At 34.9% G+C, this 24223-nt stretch carries 23 protein-coding genes and 1 CRISPR repeat array; of the genes, 3 read left to right on the forward strand and 20 right to left on the reverse strand.

The features are described 5' to 3' along the window. Window positions 1–216: 216 nt before the first annotated feature. The 3 genes from bioB to I6I93_RS02800 form a co-directional block, all read right to left on the reverse strand. Entirely contained in the window at window positions 217–1182 is a 966-nt protein-coding gene (gene bioB, locus I6I93_RS02790; protein ID WP_112889346.1) for a biotin synthase BioB, read from the reverse strand. 62 nt (window positions 1183–1244) lie between these two features. Further along, window positions 1245–1886, reverse strand: coding sequence for a tRNA (guanosine(46)-N7)-methyltransferase TrmB (trmB, locus tag I6I93_RS02795; RefSeq protein WP_112889347.1), 642 nt, complete (start codon window positions 1884–1886; stop codon window positions 1245–1247). Between the two features lie 291 nt (window positions 1887–2177). After that, on the reverse strand, window positions 2178–2918 hold the full coding sequence (locus I6I93_RS02800; protein ID WP_112889348.1) for a DNA/RNA non-specific endonuclease: 741 nt from the start codon (window positions 2916–2918) through the stop codon (window positions 2178–2180). Between the two features lie 233 nt (window positions 2919–3151). On the opposite strand from I6I93_RS02800, the gene I6I93_RS02805 reads away from it, so the two are divergent. After that, window positions 3152–4522 carry a Na+/H+ antiporter NhaC family protein gene (locus tag I6I93_RS02805; RefSeq protein ID WP_112889349.1) on the forward strand — a complete coding sequence of 457 codons (1371 nt, stop codon included), beginning with the start codon at window positions 3152–3154 and terminating at the stop codon, window positions 4520–4522. 30 nt (window positions 4523–4552) lie between these two features. Here I6I93_RS02805 and I6I93_RS02810 read toward each other — a convergent pair whose 3' ends face one another. The 11 genes from I6I93_RS02810 to cas3 all read right to left on the reverse strand — a co-directional run bounded on the left by I6I93_RS02810 (window position 4553) and on the right by cas3 (window position 16136). Beyond that, on the reverse strand, window positions 4553–4819 hold the full coding sequence (locus I6I93_RS02810; RefSeq protein WP_112889350.1) for a hypothetical protein: 267 nt from the start codon (window positions 4817–4819) through the stop codon (window positions 4553–4555). Window positions 4820–4893: 74 nt separating this feature from the next. Beyond that, window positions 4894–5166 (reverse strand): hypothetical protein, encoded by a 273-nt coding sequence (locus tag I6I93_RS02815; RefSeq protein WP_112889351.1) that lies wholly within the window; start codon window positions 5164–5166, stop codon window positions 4894–4896. A 61-nt stretch (window positions 5167–5227) separates the two neighbouring features. Next, a CRISPR array of direct repeats spans window positions 5228–6781; the repeat unit is 29 nt; unit sequence AGGATCACCCCTGCATATGCGGGGACTAC. A gap of 32 nt (window positions 6782–6813) precedes the next feature. After that, window positions 6814–7350 (reverse strand): 3'-5' exonuclease, encoded by a 537-nt coding sequence (locus tag I6I93_RS09160; RefSeq protein ID WP_236587208.1) that lies wholly within the window; start codon window positions 7348–7350, stop codon window positions 6814–6816. A gap of 4 nt (window positions 7351–7354) precedes the next feature. Beyond that, window positions 7355–7714, reverse strand: coding sequence for a type I-E CRISPR-associated endoribonuclease Cas2e (cas2e, locus tag I6I93_RS09165; protein ID WP_236587209.1), 360 nt, complete (start codon window positions 7712–7714; stop codon window positions 7355–7357). Beyond that, on the reverse strand, window positions 7714–8658 hold the full coding sequence (gene cas1e / locus I6I93_RS02825) for a type I-E CRISPR-associated endonuclease Cas1e (protein WP_112889352.1): 945 nt from the start codon (window positions 8656–8658) through the stop codon (window positions 7714–7716). The genes cas2e and cas1e overlap by 1 nt, the downstream gene beginning before the upstream one ends. 1 nt (window position 8659) lies before the next feature. Next, a complete protein-coding gene (cas6e, locus tag I6I93_RS02830; protein WP_112889353.1) occupies window positions 8660–9295 on the reverse strand; it encodes a type I-E CRISPR-associated protein Cas6/Cse3/CasE in 636 nt (211 codons plus the stop codon). Between the two features lies 1 nt (window position 9296). Further along, complete coding sequence (gene cas5e, locus I6I93_RS02835) at window positions 9297–10010, reverse strand: type I-E CRISPR-associated protein Cas5/CasD (protein ID WP_236587210.1); 714 nt, start codon at window positions 10008–10010, stop codon at window positions 9297–9299. After that, window positions 10003–11091, reverse strand: a complete 1089-nt coding sequence (gene cas7e / locus I6I93_RS02840) for a type I-E CRISPR-associated protein Cas7/Cse4/CasC (RefSeq protein WP_112889355.1) — start codon at window positions 11089–11091, stop codon at window positions 10003–10005. Before cas7e ends, cas5e begins: the two co-directional genes overlap by 8 nt. Next, on the reverse strand, window positions 11081–11689 hold the full coding sequence (gene casB / locus I6I93_RS02845; protein WP_112889356.1) for a type I-E CRISPR-associated protein Cse2/CasB: 609 nt from the start codon (window positions 11687–11689) through the stop codon (window positions 11081–11083). The genes cas7e and casB overlap by 11 nt, the downstream gene beginning before the upstream one ends. 9 nt (window positions 11690–11698) lie before the next feature. Continuing rightward, window positions 11699–13384 (reverse strand): type I-E CRISPR-associated protein Cse1/CasA, encoded by a 1686-nt coding sequence (locus I6I93_RS02850; RefSeq protein WP_112889357.1) that lies wholly within the window; start codon window positions 13382–13384, stop codon window positions 11699–11701. Beyond that, window positions 13359–16136, reverse strand: a complete 2778-nt coding sequence (gene cas3, locus I6I93_RS02855) for a CRISPR-associated helicase Cas3' (protein WP_112889358.1) — start codon at window positions 16134–16136, stop codon at window positions 13359–13361. Before cas3 ends, I6I93_RS02850 begins: the two co-directional genes overlap by 26 nt. 245 nt (window positions 16137–16381) lie before the next feature. Between cas3 and I6I93_RS02860 the strand changes: the two genes are divergently transcribed. Continuing rightward, window positions 16382–17737 (forward strand): MATE family efflux transporter, encoded by a 1356-nt coding sequence (locus I6I93_RS02860; RefSeq protein WP_112889359.1) that lies wholly within the window; start codon window positions 16382–16384, stop codon window positions 17735–17737. 72 nt (window positions 17738–17809) lie between these two features. On the opposite strand, the gene trxB is transcribed toward I6I93_RS02860, so the two are convergent. After that, a complete protein-coding gene (trxB, locus tag I6I93_RS02865; protein ID WP_112889360.1) occupies window positions 17810–18760 on the reverse strand; it encodes a thioredoxin-disulfide reductase in 951 nt (316 codons plus the stop codon). A gap of 67 nt (window positions 18761–18827) precedes the next feature. On the opposite strand from trxB, the gene I6I93_RS02870 reads away from it, so the two are divergent. Next, entirely contained in the window at window positions 18828–19715 is an 888-nt protein-coding gene (locus I6I93_RS02870) for a DUF2207 family protein (protein WP_112889361.1), read from the forward strand. Window positions 19716–19767: 52 nt separating this feature from the next. On the opposite strand, the gene I6I93_RS02875 is transcribed toward I6I93_RS02870, so the two are convergent. From I6I93_RS02875 to murB, 5 genes are read right to left on the reverse strand one after another with little or no spacing between them, the layout of a single operon-like run. After that, window positions 19768–20289, reverse strand: coding sequence for a HutD family protein (locus I6I93_RS02875; protein ID WP_112889362.1), 522 nt, complete (start codon window positions 20287–20289; stop codon window positions 19768–19770). After that, window positions 20290–21306 carry a type 2 isopentenyl-diphosphate Delta-isomerase gene (gene fni / locus I6I93_RS02880; protein ID WP_112889363.1) on the reverse strand — a complete coding sequence of 339 codons (1017 nt, stop codon included), beginning with the start codon at window positions 21304–21306 and terminating at the stop codon, window positions 20290–20292. It lies immediately after the preceding gene. A 47-nt stretch (window positions 21307–21353) separates the two neighbouring features. After that, window positions 21354–22322 carry a gluconeogenesis factor YvcK family protein gene (locus I6I93_RS02885; RefSeq protein ID WP_112889364.1) on the reverse strand — a complete coding sequence of 323 codons (969 nt, stop codon included), beginning with the start codon at window positions 22320–22322 and terminating at the stop codon, window positions 21354–21356. After that, window positions 22307–23173, reverse strand: a complete 867-nt coding sequence (rapZ, locus tag I6I93_RS02890) for an RNase adapter RapZ (protein WP_112889271.1) — start codon at window positions 23171–23173, stop codon at window positions 22307–22309. The genes I6I93_RS02885 and rapZ overlap by 16 nt, the downstream gene beginning before the upstream one ends. A gap of 22 nt (window positions 23174–23195) precedes the next feature. Beyond that, the gene (gene murB, locus I6I93_RS02895; protein ID WP_112889272.1) at window positions 23196–24089 is read right to left on the reverse strand and encodes a UDP-N-acetylmuramate dehydrogenase; all 894 of its coding nucleotides are present in this window, start codon (window positions 24087–24089) and stop codon (window positions 23196–23198) included. Between the last annotated feature and the right edge of the window lie 134 nt (window positions 24090–24223).

Genomic DNA, 24223 nt, shown 5'->3' on the forward strand with positions numbered 1-24223 from the left:
TTTAAATTGTTTTTACTTGAAACTCGGTAATATTTTTTGCTGTCTTAAGTGACAACTTCTATATATTAGCACCTAGAAAATCATCTGTCAACTGTTTTTTTTATTTTTTTAAATCTTTTTTTCTAAAAAATAACAGCTGCATTTCTTACAGCTGTTTTATATTACTATTTATATTTTCCTTTGTCAAGCAGTTTATAAAAACTTTTTAAAATTAATTTACACTGCCTTTACTTGATAGTCTAAATCCTTAATTCTCTTCATATCATCTTCTATACTTATGCCCTTTGTTGTAAGAAGTACTCCCGATATAGCTGCATTGGCACCAGACTTAAATGCTGATTTACCAAATTCTTCCATTAGTGATCTTCCACCAGCTAATCTTATTAGGGCCTTAGGCATAATAAATCTAAAGGTCGCACAAGTCCTATTTACTTCTTCCATTGGCAGTGGTTCATTATTTTCTAAGGGAGTGTTCTTAATAGGATTTAATAGATTAATAGGTACTGAGTGTACATCTAGGTCCCTTAACTGTAGTGCCATGTCAATTCTATCTTTGAAGTCTTCTCCTAATCCTATGAGTCCTCCTGAGCATATTTCCATTCCTGCTTCTTGAGCTGCCTTTATTGTTTCTATCTTTTGATCGTAAGTATGTGTCGTGCAAATTTCTGGGAAGAAGTTTCTTGATGTTTCAAGATTGTTGTGGATTCTTGTTATACCAGCTGCCTTTAATTTTTCAAAGGATTCTTCTGATATTATTCCTCCTGAAATACATACCTTTATTCCCGGTGCTTGTTCATATATCTTTCTCGTAATGCTGCATATCTTGTCTATATCTTTTGGTGTGAGTCCCTTTCCACTTGCTACCATTGAGTATCTTGGAATTCCCCTATTGTATTTATCTAGGGCATCCTTTACTATTACGTCTTCATCTAGAAGATCGTATTCTTTTACATTTGTATGATAGTGACCTGATTGGGCACAAAATTTACAGTTTTCTGAACACTTACCACTTTTGGCATTTATAATAGTACAAACATCAAAGTCATTGCCACAGAAATATTCTCTAAGTTCATCTGCAGCCTTTGTTAGTTCATCGTAGTCGCTATTATAAACTTCTATTGCTTCTTCTCTTGTTATTACGTAACCATTTTTTATTTTTTCTTTTAAATTATTTATGTCCATATCTTCAACTCCTGAAATTCATTATATATTTCAGGAGTTTTATTGTCAATTTATTTTAAATTTTAGTTAACGTAATGTTCAAAGACTCCAAACTTTATTTTTTCTCCCAGTCCTCTAAACTTGCTTTCGTATTCTGTCACAATGTTTTGTGGATATTCTTCAAGCTTCATGTCAAATTCTTTTACAAGTGTAGAGAAGCCTTGATCTTTAAAGTAATCTAAGCTTTCTTCAAATAGTTCTAAATCATCTGTCTTAAAATAAATTTGTGATTTTGGTTTTAATATTAGCTTATACTTTTCTAAAAATCTTGGGTAAGTCAACCTTCTCTTCTTATGTCTTAACTTTGGCCAAGGGTTACAGAAGTTTATATAGATCCTGTCTAGTTCGTTTTCGTCAAAGTAGTCTAAGATGTTTTCAGCATTAATGGGCATTGCCCTAACATTGGTAAGCTCTTCGTCTAATATTTTTCTTGTTGCATAAATAAGTGCATTAGTTTCAATATCTACCATTATATAATTTATATTTTTATTTAATTTAGCTGATTCGATAGTAAAAGTTCCCTTGCCAGCACCAATCTCTAAATAAATTGGATTGTCGTTGCCAAAGACCTCTTTCCACTTCCCCTTATTCTCTTGTCCATTAAAAAATACATAAGGATTTTCAGCCATTTCAGGTATTGCAAAATGTTTTTTTCTAAGTCTCATTTTCATTCTCCTTTTTGTCCTATGGAATTATAACATAAGCTATCTTAGTGTCAACAAGATTTGTATTTTCTTTTGATTATTTTCAAATATAAACAATAAAAAAAGCCAACCTCTTTGGCCGACTCTCTCCTATAAGAATATTTCTTTCTATATAATAATGAATTTATATTTTCCATCTACTTGGCAAAAATTTATGACTTCATAATTAATATCTAGTTAACAAAAAACTATAACTTCATATTTTTTTATTAACTAACAAAAATTTATTACTTTCCTAAAATCTATAAGTCATCATTTCTTTTTAGCTATCCTAGTCCTTCCTGTCTTGTAATCTATGTCTACGCCTTCTTCAATATTTTTTGCAAAGACCCTGAAGTTAATTTTCTTGCCACCATCTTCAATGCTATAGGCTTCCATAATAACTCCCCTTGCCACAAGTTCGTCACCCTCAAAAACTGGAGTCACCCTATACCTTACCTTCTTGCCAGTATCCTTCATGTAAGAAGCAACAGCATTCTCAAAGGGGAGCATCCCCTTGGTATTAAAGGATCTTGTCCCAGTCATGAGGTTCTTCCAATTGTCATTCTCTCCAGTCATTTGATAGGCAATGAGATGGCACCTGTTGTAAACTGCTCCACCCTCAACAAAGTCATAAAACTTTTGATGCCATCCTGAGGGATACACTTTCGATATATCGCCCCTTGATTCTTTAGGCATTGACTCACGACTTAATAGCGCATTGGCAGGCCCAACCCTATTTAAGTGATCTAGGTTTGAATAATGAGCAAAGTCTGGACCCATCTTTAAATCCTCTTCAGAGAAATTAGGCGGATTTTTATCTATCTCATAGTAGATGCTTGATTCATTGACCTCGTAGGGGTTATCAAATATTGATAAAAATCTTTCTAGTTTATTTAAGTATGGTCCATTGTAGTTTACGTCAAAGTCCTGAAGTTGCTCTTGTCCAAATAAAAATCCAATTAGGGTAAGGACTAGGGCTCCTATGACTTTAAAGTTTTTATTTTTCTTCAATAATATTGTCCCCTCTCTAAATTAAATTTTTTTAATTTAAATATGCTGTCAAATTGTACAGTATTTTTCATTATATATGATAAAGTCAATTTAAAAAAGTTAATGAGAGGCCAGAAATCTTAAAAATGCTTAAAAATAGGACAAAAGACTTCACAAAAAATTTTTTTAATAATATAATATCCTTGCTTTATTTATAATTATTATGTATTTTACATAAAATATTAGGAGGAAAAATGGAAAATCAAAATAATAAACCTAAGCCAAGTTTGGCAGCTCTGCTTCCCTTTCTTGTCTTTGTACTAGTTTACATGGCTACGGGAATTGTCCTAAACCACCTAGGTGTCGAAATGGCATTTTACCAAGTGCCAGCCCCAGTATGTATCTTGCCAGCAATTATACTTGCCTTCATTATGTTTGAGGGAAGTGTTGACGACAAGTTTAACGACTTCGTAAGAGGTTGCGGCGACGAAAATATTATTATAATGTGCCTCATCTACATATTGGCTGGCGCTTTTGCAACAGTCTCTAAGGAATCAGGAGGAGTCGACTCAGTTGTTAACTTTGCCCTATCAATTATTCCCCTTCAATTTATAACAGGTGGAATCTTCTTAATAGGCTGTTTCATTTCTATATCAACAGGAACTTCTGTGGGAACAATCTCTACAGTTGGCCCAATAGCAGTTGGACTTGCTCAAAAGGGAAACCTTCCACTAGCCCTAGTCTTGGGTTCTCTTGTTGGAGGAGCAATGTTTGGAGACAACTTATCAGTTATTTCTGACACAACAATTGCTGCAACAAGAACTCAAAATGTAGATATGAAGGACAAGTTTAAGGCAAACATAAGGATGGCCCTTCCTGCAGCTATTATTACCTTTATAATTTTATTGGTAGTTGGAAAACCAGAAGCCCTTCCTACATTAGAAGACCGTCCCTATAATCCAGTCTTAATTATCCCCTACTTATTTGTACTCATCTCTGCAATAGCAGGCATGAATGTATTTTTAGTTTTAACAAGTGGGATAATTTTATCAGGAGTAATTGGGATAGCAACAGGTGCCCTTGACCTAATGACCTTTGCCCAAAATATCTTCACAAGTTTCTCTGGCATGTTTGAAATATTTTTATTATCCATGCTAACTGGTGGGCTTTCCTATATGGTTTCCAAAAATGGAGGAATCGACTGGCTAGTCCAAAAGATAAGGAGCTTTGCAAGAGGACAAAAATCTGCAGAAGTTTCCATCGCCCTTCTCACAGCCCTAACTGATGCTGCAACAGCTAATAACACAGTGGCAATAATAATCGACGGACCAGTTGCAAAGGAAATATCAAATGATTTTAAAATTGATCCAAGAAGATCAGCTGCTCTCTTGGATACCTTCTCCTGCGTTATGCAAGGAGTCATCCCTTACGGGGCACAAATCCTAATAGCAGCAGGACTTACAAAAGAGCTTGGTGCCGGCGCAGTTTCACCTATGGAGATAATTCCCTTCTTGTGGTACCAAGGAATACTTGCAATCTTTGCAATCGCATCTATCTTTATTAGATATGCAGATCCAAGTGGCGATTGGGACTTTGAAAAAGATGAACTAAAAGAAGAAAATTAAATCACAAAATAATGTAAGAGAACCCCAGACCTAAGCCTGGAGTTCTTTTTTCATTTCATTATAAAGTTTATTTATCTTTATCCTACATTCTGTAAAATTATCCATATAACTCATCTCTGCGATTACATCTTGCATCTCATATCCTAAGTCAGATACCCTTTCACTTTCTTTAAAAATCATCTCGTTGTTATCTATAAAATAGTCTTCTAAATCATTAAATAAATCCCAATCATTGTTGGAAGCTTCAGCAAATAAGACCTTCTCTATTTCTTTAAAAAAATCATCAATTATACTCATAAGCTTATTGCACTCCTCCCTGAAAACAAAATTTACTATATAAGCTTTAAAACAAAAACACCCCAACTTAAATGTTAGTGTACCTTATTAGCTTCTTTTATCTTGTCTAGTATCCTCTCTATCCTGACTAATCTTTCTTGATTATCTCCACCTGATTCTAGTTCCACTATTTCTGTTTGCAGATCAAAACCTAGTTGAGCCACCTCGTCGTTTTTCTTATTAATTTCATCGAAGTTATCTAAAAAGAAGCTTTCAAGCCCGCCAATGCTACGGACTGCATCTTCATTATCAAATCTTTCCAGACCGCCTTCTATTTCCTTTATGAACATATCAATTATTTTTTTCATAATCTTTTCTCACCTTTCTTTTTTTTTCTTTGGAGATAACTTTAACAACTTCCATTTTTGTAAAATTAACCCTACATATGCGGGGACTACTATCATTTCTACCGCCTATTAGAGTATGGGGTGAATCACCCCCGCATGTGCGGGGACTACATGGATTGGCTGTTTGTACTGGCTACTCTAACAGAATCACCCCCGCATGTGCGGGGACTACTATTCTTTCTCCACCAATTCATCTTCAATTTCAGGATCACCCCTGCATGTGCGGGGACTACAACTTGGGGTCGCTGTCAAGTATCAAAGTTATAGGATCACCCCTGCATGTGCGGGGACTACAGGATCAGGCGCAGGGAAATAGTTTATATTTTGGGATCACCCCCGCCTGTGCGGGGACTACTGTGTTTCTTTTATCCTCTTCCTTAGCTTGGGAGGATCACCCCCGCCTGTGCGGGGACTACGATGCTGGTCCCATCACTATTCGGTCTTTTAAAGGATCACCCCTGCATATGCGGGGACTACCTACGATGTCGAAGCACCCACAATAAGATATCAGGATCACCCCTGCATATGCGGGGACTACTCTTCTCCATCAAATCTTACTTTAGCAGTCCCAGGATCACCCCTGCATATGCGGGGACTACTCATAGTGCCTAACTACTCTATTTAATGGTATAGGATCACCCCTGCATATGCGGGGACTACCTGTCAAATCATTAACCCTAGTATTTACACCAGGGATCACCCCTGCATATGCGGGGACTACCAAAAATCTTCCTGTATTTAAAAGTACCATCCAGGATCACCCCTGCATATGCGGGGACTACATTAGGATTGTACTTGCAGATGAGGTTGACAGGGGATCACCCCTGCATATGCGGGGACTACAACAATTCATTATTTTCTTCTAAATATAACCTAGGATCACCCCTGCATATGCGGGGACTACACAAGGTTGAGTTTGGCTTATCAAATGTACACGGGATCACCCCTGCATATGCGGGGACTACTTTCGTTCACACTTGGAGATGATATGCCACTCAGGATCACCCCTGCATATGCGGGGACTACTAGTTTTTTCTTTATCTCCCTTACCTTCGAAGAGGATCACCCCTGCATATGCGGGGACTACTCCCAGGCTTCTCCAGTCTTTTCAGAAAATTCAGGATCACCCCTGCATATGCGGGGACTACGAATATTCTAAAAAAGAATCAAAGGAAGAATTAGGATCACCCCTGCATATGCGGGGACTACATAAACAAGATATCTTGATGTCCGTATCCATCAGGATCACCCCTGCATATGCGGGGACTACCACCAACTCTTCTTTCAAGTTCTGCCACTGTCAGGATCACCCCTGCATATGCGGGGACTACCTATACAAGTGTGCCCAGAACTTTCTAATCCCAGGATCACCCCTGCATATGCGGGGACTACCTATTCTTTTAATGGGAAGTTATATCAATCAGAGGATCACCCCTGCATATGCGGGGACTACAGACACTATCCCGCAACCATCGTTATTCATTTGGGATCACCCCTGCATATGCGGGGACTACCTATCCTGTAAAGCATCAACTGTATTTGAATTGAGGATCACCCCTGCATATGCGGGGACTACACTTAAAAGATCCCGTAACTATCTCATTTCCATTATAAAATATCCCATAATTTATTCACTTTATGAATTAATTTTTCTTCCAGAATTGCATCTTCAAGAGCTCTGTGAGGAACTTTTTCATCAATGCCATAGGATTTTAAAACAGTTTCTAGCTTGTAGTTATTCAAAAATAAGTTATCTTTTTTTACAAACTGCATGATATCATAAACTTTATTATTTATTTTTGCCAAGCCTTCTTTTTCTAATGAGGAGTTTAAAAATTTTATATCGAAAGCAACATTATACCCTAGTATTATTGTGTCACCAATAAAATCAATAAACTCTTCTAATGCTCTTTTTAGTGGAATTCCTTTTTCCTCTAGCATTTCATCGTCAATTCTTGTTAAACTTTTTATTTCTTCTGGTAATTTTCCTTCAATTCTTATAAATCTTTGAAAGTTTTCTTGTTTTTCTCCAACTTTTACTACTCCAATCTCTATTATATTATCATTGAAAGGATTTAGTCCATCGGTTTCTAAATCCAAGACTGCATATTTTTTTATCTCTTTTTTATCAATGGATTTTTTCACTTTACTATGCTCTATATTTTTTATTTTTTTTAAATTGATCTGCTTTTGAAAATCCTTCTTTTAGACTTTTATCTTTTTCTTTAATTTCTTTTTTTATTAATACTAAAGGCAAGCCTTCAGAATCTAAAACTTCCCTGTCTCCATTAATAGTCTCAAATTTATAACCAATTTCATTTCTATAATAGTAAGATATTGTTGCTTCTCCGTCTTTTAAGTTATCTTTTACTCGATCCCAGAGCTTTTCTCTTACTTTTGTATTTAAGTTACCAACATAGACTCCACTTGCAACTTCTTGGAGCCATTTTGTTAAATCTCCTCTAAGGGAACTTGGAACTTTGGAAAGAGTTATTACTGTAAAAGGCATTACAAATCACCTTCTGTATAATTAACTCCATATTTTACCAATTTACCTTTCTCATCCCAGAGATTTATTGTCTCTATTTTTATATCATCTTCTGGATTTATTTCCATTAAGTACTGCAGGTCTTTCACGATTTTTTTCATTAATTTTCCATCTACACATTTATCTCTAAGTCTAAGTCTGGCCAGTCTTCCTATATCCTCATCTTCTGTGACTTCACTTGCTAATTTAAATGCAAGGGGTATTGTGTATTCAGCTTTATAGAGGTCGGCTATATCATATACAAAGGATTTGTCGTGTCCTGTATGAACAAATCCTAATCCAGGTGACATTCCCAAGGCAACAATTACACTGTGACAAATGCCGTAGAGAGCTACATTGGCGGCAGAGAGTGCTTTATTAACAGGGCTCCCATCTTCGTAATTGTTTGGATCATAGTCTCTTTTTGTCCAATCAATTTCATATCTCTTGGCTTCTTGTCTATAAAGATTTCTTATTCTAGCTCCTTCTCTTCCTCTTAATTGTTGCATTGTTAGTTTCATTACATCTTCACCAGGAAATCTTATTTGATACATCTTTCTTGCAACTAATAGTCTTGTATTTCTATTAGAAAATAGGACTGCTTGTTTCTCTAGATATTTAGTTGAATGGGCAAGGGGCCTACCATTGGCATAGAACCTAACTCCTCTTTCACCAACCCAAATAATTGATGTTCCTGTGTCTCCTAATAGTTCTACTGCCCTATGGCTTATGTCTGTACCAGGTCCTAATAAAAGTATTCCAATTATGGCAGCAGGTATCCTCACAATACCTTTGGAGTCCATAACAGTAAGGGCACCATCTTGCCTATTAATTTTTGCGTGCTCTACATAAATAAAACTAACCCTATCTTCAATACGTGGAAGCTCAGTGAGTTCTGGCTTTTTTGGTCCAATTAAGTCTGTCATATCACTTCACCGGTATAACTGTAATCATTCCAAATCCGTAAGCTTTTTCTCTACCCATTCCATGGGTAAGAATTTTTAAAAACTTTTCTTTATCAATAATTTTTAGTTTACCTTCATAAACTACCTTATTTAATTTTATATGTCTTGTACCCTTCCTTCTGAGTATTGGATGGGATTTTTCTACAATTTGAAATCCATTTTCCTCAAGTTCAAATCCATTTTTTTCTGACCTATCAAGTAAAAATTTCATTTGATCCTCTGTGTTATAGCAAGGGTAAATTTTTCCTCTTTCTCTTTCTTCTTCTTTTTTTGAGACTATTGGATTAAGTGTTGCCCTAAATCTTAAAATCTGTCCTTCCTTCAAACTTTCTAAAAAAGTTTCATAATCTTTTGTTCTTGCTGAGTTAGCTACTCCATACTTTTCCAATATTTCTAAATCGGGTTTGCTCTCCGATACGACCAATAAAAAACTTTTGCCATTGATTTTATCAATCCTCCAAAGTTTTCTACTTCTATTTTCTTTTTCTATTTCATCTGGAAAACTCATTTCTACCCAATTATGGTAGGCTCCCAGGTGGGTTAGGTCTCTAGTTTTTCTTCTGTTATTAAGGTCAATTTCAACTTGTGATATATACATATTAACCCCCAACTGCTCCAAAAGCATCATGATCAGTTTCTCCAACATCCCTATCAACTTCAACATATATAGTTGACTCGCCCCTATACTGGAACTTCCTTTCTTTTTGAGAGAATGAAACCACATCATCCTTTTTAAGTTTTTCTTTTCCAGTTTTTAAAATTTTAGAATCTCCATAAATTTTTAAATTATTATTCTTATTTTGTCTATAAAATTTGTTGGCCTGCCATTTGGTCTTTTTTAAAAGTTCAAGTGGATCATCTTCAAAACAACCTATAATAAAATCATAATTTACAGGGCAAGATCTTCTTCCAAGAAAATTTTGGAAATATGGTCTCTTTAAAGCCTCATAAACTTTATCGATGAAGTCATTATCTTCGTGACTTAAGACAACTAAAAATATAGCATCAGATAGGTAATATCTATTTGTAACATAATTCCTTTCGAGTCTTCCATTCTTTTTATATTTCTTGGCAATCTGATAGTCTCTTAAAAGAATCCCTGCTTGATCAACCCTAGTTGCAAAGTTTATTTCTCTTAATCTATTTATTTTTTCGTCTTCATGTCGTCTATAACCAAGGGCAGCTGCTAGCATCCCAAGGACTCCACTTTTTGAAGGGTAGTCATCTGTATGTCTTGTCTCAAAATTCGAGCTTGTCCCCCAGGACTGTAAGGGACCTTGAAATTTTAATAAAATACTTTTCAATTTACTCACCCAATTCGTCAGGTATTATTTCACCAAGTTTATCTCCTAATTCTTTTAATAGTTCCTTAAAATTATCTTCCTTCTTTACGCCTTCTATCAATTCAAAATCATCTAATGATATACAGAAAGTAGCTATAGGTTCTTCAACAAATTTTTCAGCCTTCTTATATTCTTTTAAAAGCTTTTCAACAGATTCTTTGACAAAACCTTGATTTTTATATGCTTTTACTGGATTTTCAAAGGCACTTACTAGGTTAACTGGTCTGTCTTTTCTCAAGCTAACCATAATAAATGATGGAATTGTAGTGTTTGCAAAAGTGTTTACCTTGCCTGTTGGAAGTGACTTTGCAAAAGCTTCTACAAAAAGTTTTATGGCATTAATTGTTTCTTCTTTATCTGATAATTGTTTATAGAATTCATGAACTGCCACATTTGCATACCTGTAAAGGGTTGATGAATTATATTCTATTGTTCCAAGCATTCCTGCACCTGCATTGTCCTCTTCTTGTAAGTCATCTACAGCAGTGAAAAAATCAAATTCAGTTTCAACTGAGTGAGTAGAAATTGCATGTGCAACTTGACATGAAGCGTCTTCATTTAGTGATGGATCGTCTGCGACCATTCTTCCAAAAAGTGCAATATCAACAGCTGGGTCATCTTTTAACATTTCTTTAATAAGATTTTTATCCTTTACTCCATCTACTGCTGCCCTTGCTAATTTTTCTGCCTGAGTATTTCCCATAAAGAAAAGAGCTGTCGTTTTATTATCTTTCGTTTTTAGTCCACCAAGTTTTAGAAGGTCATTAGCCATTTTTATAGCATCTTCTTCTGAGATGTTTCCATCTATTTTTTCAATCTTTGATCCTATATATTCTGGGATTTTATAACTTCTTATACCTACATTACTATTTTTTGAATCTTCCAAGAAGTATGACCTAATTGCCCTTTTCCAACTTTGGGAACTCACTCTTGCTCTTCTAACTCCACCATATTGTGCAGTTTTTGGACTTCCTGTATCATCTCTATTAATGTTTGATGGTGGCAATGTTTGAATCGCATTTACGTCTAGATAGATATTGTTATTTTTCATTTTTCTTTTCTCCTTCTTTTTCACTATTAACAAAATAATACCTGCTTGCCCATGAAAATTTTACTTCTTCTCCATAACCTCTCAAGTACCTATATAAATCTCTAGATAGCCTTGGATAGTCCACCTTTGCATCAGTTTTTGACTTTAATAGCTTTATCATTTGTCTTAGATGGTGAGAAAGTTCTTGAAAGGTTGTTGATGTTACCATACTATTAAATCTTCTATCCACAGCTACAGAATCTCCATCTTTCCTTAAAGACCTAAGCGAATAGCCCAAATTTTTCCACTTTTCACTATTCTCTTCTAGGAGTACACTTTCTGTTTTAGACTGTTGGTGTATTGCGTATAATTGAATAGTTGTTATAACTGCTCTCTCTTCATCAGATATTTTCCCATCAGTACTTAAAAAGTCCTCTGGCATGTATCTGAATAGAAGGGTTAATAAATCAGTTGACTCTGTAAGTGGTCTATTAACTGAATTTCTAATATTAGCCATTGTTGCCCTAGCATTTGCAGAGCTAGTGTCAGAGTTAATTTCTTTGATAATATTTCTTGTAACTGACTCCACTCTAAAAGTTTTATTACTAGTTCTTGTCATTTTCTCCTCCTATCCTATTGTTTTGTTTAAAATATTTATAAACTTATTATAAATTGTGGCGATATTTATAATTTTTCCATCTTTTTCTATTCCCCTATAGTCCCTTGTGTTGGCTTGCGATACCATTTCTCTCGCTTCATTTATGACAAGAGATTTTAAAGTTACCTTCCACTCTCTTATCTTTTTATTTTTTTCATCTTCTTTATTTATGCTGGCAAGCCAATCTTTAAAGGGTTCGTTTAATTTATAATAAAGTTCTTCAACTTTTTGCTTTTTAAAATCCTTGCTCTTGTCATTTCTAACAGTCATTAAATCAGAAATAAAATATCCATAAATTCCACCCACAACTTTCTTAGCCAAATTAACTTCAGAGTCTATAAGAGGAACCCATCCTTCTTTATCGATGTCTGTCAAAACTTCTTCCTTGATTGCTAAGGAGTCAAAAACTTCATCCACTGGAACCCATGAAGTGGCATTTCCATCATCTTTCATGCTTATTGATTTAATAATTAGATTATATTCACCAATTTCTTCTTTTCTTTTATTGACATACTCAATAAGTCCTGGAGCTTTCACTTCATTATTATCTTCACTTATATTTGCTACTGTTCCAAAGGATCTCCAAAGTGCTTCACCCGAATTGTGTTTTTTTGGCTTAAATTTATCTTTTTCCGGTCCATTTGTATCTAATCTCCAAAGAGTCATGGGTTCTAAAAAAGCATCCAAGTGATTTATCTCAGGTATTTTTACAATTTCAAAATTAAAAGCATCATTAAAATCTTTTTCACTATCAATATATATTGCCCTAGACCAGTTCGTATAGAGTTCTGCAAGATTGTCTGGATCTCTATAAGATAAATAATTTGATATGATTTCAGAGCTATCAAATTCCCAACAAGGTTTTTCAACTATCCCAATATATTCTTGTATAGGATTTGGCAAAATTAAGTTCAACATTAAAGTATCAAATAAGTTATTAGCTTCAAAATAAATCCCTCCTATATCAAAAAGCCAGCCCTTTGAATTTGGTATTTTATATTTTTCTTTTCCAAAGATTACCTTATCTGATAAACCCGAATAAGCTTGAAAAGTCAAAAGCCATCTCAAAGCCTCATCTTCTTTTAATATTTCTTTGTTTTTTCCCTTGTCATACTTAGGTGAGAAGAGAGCAACTTTATTCCCACTTTCTGAAATCATACGATTAATATTTTTCCCACTAACAGAACTTGGATTTACCTTATTAATTTTTGATCCATCTATTTCTTCCTTCCTAACTTGATAGAAGGGATATTTGTCATCAAGAAAATAGAAGTGGTCCTCCCACATTCTCAAGTAGTCACTGACAATTTCAGGGAACTTTTTAGTCGACCAGAGTTTCTTCCATGTCTCCTCTAGGCTGTTGGTATATTCATCATCTAAGTAATCTTCATCTACATCGTCAACCTGCATAAACTTTTCATCTAGGACAATACCAGGATGAGGCTTCCCATGATAATCAAACCTTGAAAAGACTGTTTGAAGGACTGCCAGAAGAAGTCTAGTCATTGCAAAGTCTTGGGTCTTCGTATCTCCAGCCAAGCCCTTAAATTTTTCTGCATTTTCAAAAATATCAATGAGGGAAACTTTTTTGTTTTTCAAACTTTCATTTTCAATAACAGGAATCCACGACTCATTTAGTAAATTGTATTTTCCCAAAATCTCTCACCCTTTCATAAAATAAGCCAAATTTTTCATCATATGTTAGCTTATAACCATTTAAAACAAAGCTATTATCTTCATCAAAAATAACTCCCAATGACCCCCTTAACCAGGTCTGCCTTTGCCAGTCTGATAAATTTTTCCTATTATATTCTTCAAGTTCCTTTATAGTCTCTTCAAAAACTTTTGGATACCTGCTTAACGCTAAAGGAAGTCTTAAAGATTCTCTCGCAATAATTTTTGCTGTACTTGGATTGTCTATATCTTTTGATAAATCGAGGCATTCTGAAAAAGTCCCATAACCTTCCGAAAGCTTCTTTAAGGCTATAACTTCTATAGTGTCCTCAATATCTCTTACTCTTGCATAACCAACTTCTTCACTATCTATTGGAACTGGAGTCTCAAGCAAACCAACTAAAGTCCTCTTAAAATTCCTGTCTGGCTTATCTAGTCTGTAAGTCTTAGCTCTTTGCTCCTTATTATTTATTTTTACCTCTCTCTTTTTACAACTTTCTTCCATAAGAATTAGTAGCTCATCGTCTAACTTAACTTCTCCATCTTCATAAACTTTGTTGACTAAGTTAGGTATATCACTTGGGATCATTATAGAATCCGGTAAAAAATACTGACTTCTCATAAGTATGTACTCATCATAGATTGCTTTAGACTTCTCTTCATAATTAAATTTATCATTAGTTCCTATTACATAAAGAGTAGGACTTTTATAAACATCACTTCTTTTTATTTCATGCCTTTGAAGCCTGCCAACTCTTTGAATTAAAAGATCTATGGGACAAAGTTCACTGATCATTACATCAAAATCTAGGTCCAAACTTTGCTCAATAACTTGTGTTCCAATTATAATTTTTCTTTTGGGTCTTTCTGCATTTTTTGATACCAAACTGAGAAGTAAATTTTCTTTTTTAACCCTATCTGTTGCGATAAAATTTGAGTGCAGAAGTTCTACTGCGTCTTCTCCGAAGTGTAGCTCACATTCTTTTGCTAGGTCTTGAGAGTCCTTCACTGTGTTCATAATAACCCCTATTACTCCTTCATTTTTATAGAGTTCAGAAATTATATTAATTAAATTTTCCTTTTCTTCTCTAATCACTTTTATCTCTTTATCAACAGATATATTGAAGTAATTTTTAAATTTTATCTCATCACCATCTGTAAAAGTAATTAGTGGATAATCAGTAGATTGAACTTCTTCTGGTTTTTTCACTTCCTTCCACTTAAGTCCTCTTCCTCTCATATAGTTTTCGATTAACTTAATTCTACTATTAATAGGAAGAGTTGCTGATAAAATAATCACAGGTATCTTATAGGCACCCATCCAACGTAGTGCTTGGTCTAAATATTGCATCATATAGCTATCATAGGCATGCGCCTCATCTATAATTACAACTTTTTTTGTAAATCCAAGATGCCTCAAAGCCAGGTGCTTTTGTTTTAAGGAAGTAAGTAAAAATTGGTCAACTGTCCCAACAATAAAATCATCTAGGGCAGTTTGCTTTCTACCTGAGAACCATTCATTTGTAATTACACTTCCCTCAATACTATCTTGGTCAATATTTTTTGCTAAGCTAGTGAAATCTTCATTTAAAGCAGCTTTACTATGTACCAATCTTAAACTAGTATTGCTGGCTAATTCTCTTGATAAATTTTCCAGCCAGTCTTCAACTCTAGAAAACATACCATTAGAAGTTGCTTGCGTTGGTAGACCAAAGAATAAACCACTTCTACTCGTCTTATACATTAACTCTTCTGCTCCTACCAAAGCAGCCTCAGTCTTACCAATTCCCATTGGGGCTTCTAATATTATAAGTCCCGGATCTTTAGATTGATCAATAGCTTCTACAAGGCCTCTTTGTATATCATTAGGTGCATCGAACCCAAACCTATTTTTAAAAATTTCTTCTATACTTTCCAGATTATTTATTTCTATGCAATCGTTTTTGTACCACTTATACCAAGCTTTCTGGAATCTACCTATCATGTCATCTACTTCAAAAGACTCAATATCTATTAGTGGAAAATATTCTTCATTGCTTGCAATCCAATCCGCCATAATTAATAGACCAGATAGGATAAATGCTCCAGCCTGGGAAATTTTTGGGATATCTTCAACTCCAGAAAACCCGGCTTCATCTAAGGCCCAATCAAAAATCTTTTTCTGTTCTTTTTTCCACTTTTTATGTACTTCACTCTCTTCGTCTTCAACTTGAAAATAATTTACACCATAGGAAGTCTTTTGAGTCTCAATAAGTCTTACACTGTCAATAGGCTTACCGTGATGACCTCCAACAATTGATGCTACATCTTCTCCTACTCCAAAAAAAGAAAGTATGGATTGTCCAACAATAGTATGGTGGCTCTTGTTAGCAAGGACTCTGTCAAAATTTTTCAGATTCTTGTATCCACTTGACTCCAATCTTTCCATTAAATAATCATCAAGATCTTTAGAATTATTATAACCCCTCATCGTTTGGAAGGCTGGGGTACACTTACCTATATCATGAGTTAAGGCTAAAAAAATAGAGAGGTTCTTTGCTACTTCCTCTCCACTCTTTCCATTATTTTCAAAAATCATGGAGTCTACGATAAATCTTTTCTGACCTCTACTTAAAAAATGCTCCCAAAGGCCATTCATAATATTTTTTGTGTCCTCTAAGTGTTGTCTTAAAGGAAGCCATTTAAAAAGTCCATTCTTCTCTTCTTTCTTCGCCCACAAAAATTTATTTATCATATTTTACTCCTGTCAATAAAAAATATTATTGTCTATAATAAAAGTTTAACACATTAATTTCTTATTTCAATTATTTGCTTTGATCTTTATTTGCTTTTTCTCATTCAAACTTTTATTTATATAAAATTTTTTTTGAAGTAAAAAATAGTTTATCAATCCCTATTTTTGTAATTTTCTTCTATTTAAAGTACAATATTATTTATCGTTAATTAAGTATTTGTATCAAAATTTAGGATGATTTAAAATTGAAAGCTAAATCTATATCAAATGTTGAAAAAAATTTAATGACTTCGGGATCTATTTGGAAGACTATTCTTTTATTTTCCCTTCCCCTAATTTTTGGAAATCTTCTCCAACAAACCTACAACACAATCGACTCCATGATTGTTGGAAATTATGTTGGGAGTAACGCCTTGGCAGCTGTTGGGTCAAGTACCCATCTTATTAATCTCTTAATTTCTTTTAGCCAGGGGATTGCTGTTGGTTGCGGAGTTCTAGTTTCGCAATCCATGGGTGGATCAAATCAAAAGAATATGAGACTTGCCGTCCACACTTCTCTTGCTCTTGCAGTTGCCTTTGGACTTTTAATTTCCATAATGGGCTACATCTTTGCACCCTGGCTCCTAGAAAAAATGGACACACCAGCTGAGGTTATGGGAGAGTCGATTGCTTATCTTAGGTTTTTTTCCTTTGGACTTGTTTTTAATATTATTTACAACATGGAGGCAGGAATTTTAAATGCCGTGGGAAATTCTAAGAGGTCTCTTCTCTATCTTGGGATTGCTTCTTTTACCAATGTAATCTTAGACTTTTTACTTATTAAAAGATTTGGAATGGGAGTTAAGGGAGCTGCTATTGCTACTAATATTAGCCAGGCCCTTTCAGCCCTTCTTGCCCTCTTGTTCTTAATTAGGGTTCCAGATATTTACAAGGTTCATCTTTCTAGAATAAGAATACATAAGGACATGGTCTTAAATATTTTAAAGGTTGGGGTTCCAACTGCAATTCAAAACACAGTTATTTCTCTTTCAAATGTCATAATGCAATCCTCTGTCAACGTCTTTGGCGCCTTGCCAATGGCAGGTTTTGGTGCCTTTGTAAAGATTGATGGTTTTAACATCTTACCTGTCTTAAGTCTTAGCATGGCAATCACAACCTTTGTTGGGCAAAACTACGGTGCAGGTCAAATTGAAAGAATTAAAAAGGGTATGTGGACCACTCTTGCCATGACAGTTTTTTATACAATCATAAGTGGGACTCTCCTTTATAATTTTGCACCAAAATTAATCGGCCTTTTTACAAACGATGTAAGGGTTATCGAGGCCGGTGTTCTCGCCAGCAGGTTCTTCTGTCCCTTCTACTTCTTACTTGCCATTATGCATTCACTTGCCGGCACAGTGAGAGGAACTGGAAAAACAATTCCACCTATGATAATTCTCATCTTGTCACTTTGTATCTTTAGGATCCTAGCAGCAAAATTTGTAATTCCACACTATAACACAATAGAAAATGTTTATAAACTCTATCCCATCTCCTGGGTTATTGGGGTCATCTTAATGGTTGCTTACACCCTTAAGGCTGACTGGCTTGGTGAAAAATAAATTTTATAAAAATAAAAGCATTGATTGAATTTTCTCAACCAATGCTTTTTTGTTTCTCTAATTTTTAATTTATTAGTTTTCTTTGAAACCTTCGTAAAGATTTCCTTCCATTTCATCAACATATTTTTGAGCGTTCATAGCTGCAACTGCACCATCGCCTGCTGCGTTTACAACTTGACGAACTGTCTTCTTTCTAATGTCTCCAGCTGCAAAAACTCCTGGCACATTAGTCCTCATTTCTTCGTCAGTCTTGATATACCTGTCATCAGTAAGTTCAACCTTACCTTCAAACATTTCTGTGCTTGGGATATAACCAATAAAGACAAAAATTCCAAAAGGATCATCAGACTTAATTGACCTATCTTCTCCTGTCTTTGTGTCATGTAAAATCATTTCATTTACAATCTTGTCGCCCTTGATTTCCTTAACTGTTGTATTCCAGATAAAGTCAATCTTGTCGTTGTTAAAGGCTTGTTCTTGAAGAACCTTTGAAGCCCTAAGCTCGTCTCTTCTGTGGATAATGTAAACTTTCTTTGCAAAGTTTGTGATGAAAAGTGCTTCTTGAACAGCAGAGTCACCGCCACCAACTACATAAACAACTTCATCTTCATAAAAAGCTGCGTCACAAGTTGAACAATAGCTTACACCACGGCCCTTGTATTCCTTTTCTCCAGGTGCACCAATTTCTCTTGGAGATGCTCCTGTTGCAATAATCACAGACTTAGCTTCGTAAGAATCTACATAGCACTCGATCTTTTTGACTTCTCCATCAAGTTCCATGTCTTCAACTTGGTCCATTACAATTTCTGCACCAAATTTCTTGGCTTGGTCTGCCATTTTTTTACCAAGTTCCACACCATCTATTGAATCGATGCCTGGATAGTTTTCCACTTGAGTAGTTTCAGCGATTTGACCGCCTTCAATTCCCTTTTCTATTATTAAAGTTTTCTTTTTACTTCTTGCTGCATAAAGACCTGCAGTTAAACCTGCTGGACCTCCACCAATTATTATAATATCGTACATTCTATCCCTCCAATTCTTATTATACCCAAAAATATTTTTTTGTATATAATAGAAGATAGGTGATTAAATGGAATTAAAAATGAATTTTTCAACGACATACTTTTTGCTAATAAATATTTTGGTCTTTGGCCTATCTCTTATTATGTATTATCTCTTAAACAAGAAGGGAGCCAAGACCTATGAAGAGAAGCTTGACTTAAATTATTATGAGAAGGCCTACCTATATAAGGGCCCAAACTTTATCTATAACTCCATCATAGCTATGATCCTAAGGGCTCATGCCTCTGGAAATATTAAAATGGAAAAAAATTACTACAAGACAAAAAATGGCCAAGATAAGGTAGAATTTATTTTAAAAAACTTAAATGTCTCTGGACTGGATAAAGGAGAAAGAAAACTTTTTGAGATACTCTTTTCCCTTGGAGATGGGTCTTCGGTTTCAACAAGGCAAATGGACAAACTAAGAAGAACTGAAGCAGATAATTACAACAAGAAGTTCAACGACTTTATCTACTTTTTAGAAGATGAGATGGTGGCAAAAAAACTCTTCACAAGAGAAAAAAATACCCTAAAGATTTTTCTCTCATTTGTAGTTTTTTCAATTTTATTTTTTGTGGGAATAGTGACAGTTTATAACGAAAGATTTTTTGGAATCGCAAGTATTGTGGCCTCCCTTTTCTTTTACGCATCACTAATAACCACTTTCTCCAAGATGACAGACCTTGGCAACAAAAAATTTAGAGAACTAGAAAAAGTAGAAGAAGAATTAAAAGCTGGAAGAAGAACAAGTGAAGATGACCTCCTGCTTGCCCTTGGCCTTGGACTCAAGTACGAGAACATAAAAAATATTTATGAAAAACTGGGTGATGAAGCCTACGAAATTTATCTCGATGAGGACTTTTATAAGACCTTTAAGACAGCCCTAGTAGGCGACCATCTTTTAGTTAGAAATTAAATAAATTTTCCATTAAAAAAACTGTGATTTTTATCACAGTTTCTTTTTTTATTTAAAATTCGCAAATTATTATTTTTCCCTGGCCTTCTATTTTCACTTTTTCTTCTACTAGATAGATTGCTGAGAATTTTTCAAAGTCCTTACCTTGAACTTTTAGGTCTGAATCGTAGTTAAAGATTACTGCTCTTTTGTCTGCCTTAAATTCAAGATTATTAATATTTAAAGAGAACATCTTGGCATCTTGTCCCTTTTTATAGATTAGGTTAAAGTCTCTGACGTCTCCTGATGATTTTGTTGAGTCATCTCCATCAAAAAATAATACTTCAAAGGGATCTAATGTAAATTTATTCCCATCACTTTCAATATTCATCACATTGTCAATTGGTGTGATGTACCTATAAAAGCCTGTGTAAGGTGTGTAGACTGATTCTTTGTCATTGCAAGTTGCTGTTGAAATCCTAAAGTCAAAGTTTTTTTCACCAACGCTTGCATCTTCTGGGTAGATAAAAACTTCTGTTGTTACACCTGCAGACCATTTTGAATCTTTAAATTCTTCTTTTTTTATAAATTTCATTTAGTCCTCCAATAATTCTCTAAGCTTTCCTGTCACCTTGTAATCAACTTTTTGAAGTTCAGAAATATTTTTTGCTCCATTTAACATCATTAGCATCTTAGTTTTTTCCATTAGACCGTCAATATATTTTAAGGTGTATTCGTATCCACCACGAACTATATAGGAAAGAATTTCTCCACTAATTGCTGTCATGTCTGCTCCAAGGCAGATACTCTTCACTATATCCAAGGAAGTTTTTATTCCACCTGATGCTATTAAATACATGTCATCATAATTAAGCTTCTTTGCTTCAATTAAACTTAGGGCAGTTGGTATTCCCCAAGAAAATAAATCTGATATATCTGCATTGGGTTCTCTTAGATTTTCGATTTCAAAAAAGTTGGATCCACCATAGCCAGATATGTCTACATATTTAACTCCAACATCATGAAGCTTTTTCACTGTCTTTTGCGACATTCCAAAGCCAACTTCCTTTACTATTACAGGGACTTCAGATTTTTTTACAATCTTTTCTATATTATTTAAGATTCCACAAAAGTTTCTTTCGCCCTCAACTTGGACAAGTTCTTGGGCTGGGTTTAAGTGGATTTGGATTGCATCTGCCTTTAAGAGGTCAACTGCTAGTTTTGCATCTTCTGTACTAGAGAAACCAGATAAGTTTGAGATGACAATTCCATCTTTTATAATTTCTCTTACAATTTCAAAGGACTTTCTTGAATCTTCATCTTCTAGGGCAATGGTTTGTGAGCCAACTGCCATGGGAAGGTCGTACTCCACCGCAACATTTGCAAGAGATCTATTTATTTCCTCTGAAAGATTTGAGCCGCCAGTCATGGCGTTAATCATAAGGGGAAACTTTACTTTTTTATCTAAAAAATTAATGCTTGTATCAATTTCATCATAACTTATCTCTGGAAGAGAGTCATTATACAAAAAGATATCAGAAAAAAGCGGGTCGCCAACATAGGTTGAGCGAAGGAAATTTTCTATATGTTCTGTCTTTCTATATTTCCTCATTACATCCTCCTTTATAACAAATAAATAATATCATCTTTAAATTTTTTTTACAAGAAAGGACTATTAAAAATGCTGGCCCCAATCTTGTCTCCATCATGCCTTATAAATCCATCTTTGATTTCTATAAATTCCCCTTCTGTTAGCCTTACATTTTTTTCTTTGAAGTATTTTCTGTCTTCTTCTGTGGCAAAGATGGGTCTCGATTCATCCTTATTGTAATAATTTTGGTAAATTTCTTCTGTTGCCCTTAGGTCATTGGCTATGACTTCATCAATAAATTCATAGTTTGAATGTTTTAATATGGCCTCGAAGTGGTCCTTCAAAGAATAGTCTTTTGTCTCTCCCTTTTGAGTCATGGCATTGGCAATATAAATCACTCTGGCCTTTGTATCTCTTAGGGCTTCATTGATTCCTCCAACTAAAAAGTTGGGGATAATTGAAGTGTAAAGAGATCCTGGACCAATAATGACAATGTCAGATGATAAAATCGCTTTCACAGCTTCATCATTTGCCTTTGGATAGTGGGGAATCATAGACATTTTTTCAATTTTCGTGTTCAACCTATAACACATTTTTGGGATGTAGGACTCTCCCACAACCTTATCCTTAGACGCAAACTCTGCAACAAGATGAGTCTCATCTAGGGTAACGGGAATTACCTTGCCTGTCACATTAAAAACACTGGACATTTCAAGCAAGGCCTTATCAAAGGACCCAAAAATATCAGTCAGGGCAGCAATTAAAATATTTCCCACATTTTGATCCTTCAAAGATCCCGATTTGAACCTATAATTCAACAAGTCCCTCATAGTCTTGTCGGTATTGGAAAGAGCAATGAGACATCTTCTCACATCTCCTGGTGGAAGAATATTTAGTTCCTGCCTTAATATTCCACTTCCTCCACCGTCATCAGACATGGAGACAACAGCCGAAATATCCTCGCTATAATCTTTTAGTCCACGCAAAATAGTGGAGATACCTGTACCTCCACCTAGGACTACTATCTTTTTTTCCATAAATTTTTCTCCATATCTCTGTGAGTTACATAGGTAGACTTGTACTCTTCCTTTAGAATTCTACCTATCTCCTCAGCTATAGCAACTGACCTGTGAAAGCCTCCAGTGCAACCAATCCCAATCGTAAGAACTCTCTTTTGCTCTGCCATATAATTTGGTATCAAAAACTTCAAGAGGTCAATAGTCTTATCAATAAATTCTTTTGTCACATCCCACTTCATTACATAGGACCTCACTTCTTCAGTCTTTCCATTTAAGTCCTTAAGTTCTTTAATATAAAAAGGATTTGGCAAAAATCTCACATCAAAAACAAGGTCAGCATCCCTTAAGATGCCAGACTTAAAGCCAAAACTTGAAACCTCAATGGCAAAGTTGTCCTTTTCATCATAGGACACAAAGGCCATTAATTGCTTTCTCAGATTTTTCGTAGAAAGTCCTGTAGTGTCAATGACAAAATCAGCGCTGTCTTTGATTTTTGAAAGAGTTGCTTCCTCAAAATTATAACCATCAACAATGGACCTGTTCATTGGGTGAGGCCTTCTCAGTTCCTTGTACCTTGCAATAATAGTTTCCATATCGGCATAGAGGAACAAGAGCCTGATTTTTAAATTCATTCCTTTTAGCTCTTCATAAGCAGAATAGAAATCATTAAAAAGCTCCCCACTCCTCATGTCTACAACAGCAGCCACCTTTTCAAAGTTTTTGCTCTTTGCATCAAGGGCAATGTTGCAAAACTTTGGCAAAAGGGCTGGTGCTAGATTATCCATGGCATAATAGCCAAGGTCTTCAAAGACATCTAGGGCATAGGATTTGCCCGATCCACTCATTCCCGTAATAATTATAATTTCCATTTTATCACCAACTTAAAGACTCCTAATCACCAATAATTTTAACTTCCCTCTCCAAAGTAACGTCAAACTTATCGTGAACGACCTTTTGTACAATTTCTATAGTTTCAAGTATATCTTGGGCAGTAGCCTTATTCTTATTTACAACGAAGCCGCAGTGCTTTTGACTAATTCCTGCTCCCTTATGAGTAAATCCCCTTAGGCCTGAATCATCAATTAGCTTTCCAGCGAAATAACCTGTAGGCCTCTTGAAGGTAGATCCAGCAGAAGGCATATCAAGAGGTTGCTTGTCAGCTCTTCTTTGGTCAAATTCTTCATATTTTTCTCTTATTTCATCTTTGTTTCCATCTTCAAGAGAAAAAGTTGCACCGAGGACAATTAAGTCCCTCTCTTGAACTAGAGAATGCCTGTAGGCAAAATTCATCTCATCACCAGGAATTTCAATAACCTTTAAATTTTCATCAAGAAGCCTTACGCTCTTACAAACATTTTTAATTTCGCCATCATAGGCACCTGCATTCATGACAATGGCACCACCAAGAGAACCTGGGATACCGTGAGCAAACTCAAGACCAGTAAGAGAATTTTTCATGGCAAACTCACTAATCTTTTTCATGCTGGCACCCGTTCCTGCAAAAATTTCCTTGTCAGAAACTTTTTTCACATCATTTAATTTATTTTTTAACTTTATAATAATCCCGTCAAAACCCTTGTCCTTGACAATAATATTAGTACAGTTTCCAAGAATATAATAATTGTAATTATTTTTTCTAATAGATTTTAGAATTTCTATAAGAGACTCTTCATCATTTGGTTTAATGAGAAGCTTAGCAGGACCACCAACACAAAAAGAAGTGTGGTTCTTCATTGGCTCGTCATAGAAAAAATCTCCCAAATTTTCATTTATATCAAATAACATAAAACACCTCAATTAAATACTAGATTAATTATATCATTGAAAGAGGGGAAAAGAAAAAGAGAATTGGTATCCTCTTTTAGATCTTCAAAAAGATGATGAAAAAGTTTTTAAAAGCTGACGCTTTTATATTTCTT

The organism is Peptoniphilus harei (genome assembly GCF_016726485.1).
GTDB lineage: Bacteria > Bacillota > Clostridia > Tissierellales > Peptoniphilaceae > Peptoniphilus_A > Peptoniphilus_A harei.